Genomic DNA, 1,456 nt, shown 5'->3' with positions numbered 1-1,456 from the left:
CAACTAAACGAATCTCTTACAGAAGCAACTTTACTAGGATTTATTAAAACCGCAAGCACTCGGGAGTTACCTATATCTGAGTTAGGGTCTCTGGAAGATTTCCTGGAACATATCGAAACCCTCAGCCAATGTGTCAACTTGAGCCAATGGTTTAACCAGATTTGTGACAAAGGTTGGCAAAGGGTTAAAACCCAAAAATCTCCTTCAGCACCCCAGCCAGCTTTTCGTTTAAGTAGACCTAGAGTTACAGCAGCTAAATCCATCACTTTGGATACAAAAGTGGTTAGTTACCCCATGGATTTAGTAGTTACTGTCACTCAAGAATCAGATCAAGAGATTGATATAGAGATACAAGTGAATGCTCGAGAAATTGACCATCTACCCCTTGGTCTCAAGCTGATGGTGATTGATGAATCAGGAGAAATATTTTCGGAAGTATCTGCTGGAATTAATGATACTAGGATCAGCAATGGTTTTATTGGAGAACCCCAAGAAGAGTTTACTCTAAAAGTCGCCTTAGGCGATGCTAGCTTTAGTGAGTATTTTGTTGTCTAGTTCCCTGGGATAATATCGTTAAACCCTAAAGGAATACCATCATGAATAAGGTAGTTGTATTAAGACTTATTGGTGACCTAGAGAGTGACATTTGGGTCACCTTTGAATGGAGACCTCAAGGTCAGTTAGCTGAGGGTAGAATCACTACTCAGTTAGCACCAAATCCCAAGATTGTTCAACTTTACAGTAATTGGCAGCAACGATATCGTAATGTAGAGTATATTTACCGAAATCCCCGCTTAAAGCCCAGAAGAATATACCTCTCTTCTAAACAAGAATGTGACCAATTTGCTGATGATTTGAACAGAAGTCTTAACCAATGGCTTAACTCTAATCATGGCTTTCGTCGGATCAGGGATAAATTAGCAGCACAGTTGAGAAGCAATACAGATAGGAATACTCATACTAGGGTGATGATTCAGACGGATAATCCTCAGCTTCAGCGACTCCCATGGCACCTGTGGGATTTTTGGAACGATCATGACTCGGTTGAAATTACCTTAAGTCCTCTGGAGTACGAAACAATTACAGCAAAGCCTCCTAATGATCAGGTCAGAGTATTAGCAATTCTCGGTAACAGTGAGGGAATTGATATTGAACCAGATAAACAACACTTGCAGCAATTAATTGGTAAAGACTCGTTACTTGAGTTTCTGGTAAAGCCTACACGAGAGCAGTTAGAAGCTTCCCTGCGGGATGCCCTGGGATGGCATATGCTCTTTTTTGCGGGTCATAGTTCTAGCGAAAGAAAAAAAGACCGGATGACGGGTCGGATTTATATTAATGACACCGATAGCTTAACCATTGATGAGTTAAAACATGCCCTAAAAACGGCGATTAAAAATGGCTTGAATTTAGCAATTTTTAATAGCTGTGATGGGTTAGGTTTAGGCAATGCCCT

General features: G+C 40.6%; 2 protein-coding genes. Both read left to right on the top strand.

The annotated features are described in order from the left end of the window. A partial coding sequence (locus F6K53_RS42155; protein WP_293086454.1) for a DUF1822 family protein occupies positions 1-555 on the top strand: 555 nt, incomplete at its 5' end. Positions 556-596: 41 nt separating this feature from the next. Further along, positions 597-1,456: CHAT domain-containing protein (locus F6K53_RS42150; protein ID WP_366511446.1), on the top strand; the 860-nt coding region annotated here is incomplete at its 3' end.

It is taken from the genome of Moorena sp. SIO4A1, assembly GCF_010672065.1.
GTDB lineage: Bacteria > Cyanobacteriota > Cyanobacteriia > Cyanobacteriales > Coleofasciculaceae > Moorena.
Note: the sequence above shows the minus strand (reverse complement) of the source record. Positions and strands in the feature narration are given on the sequence as shown.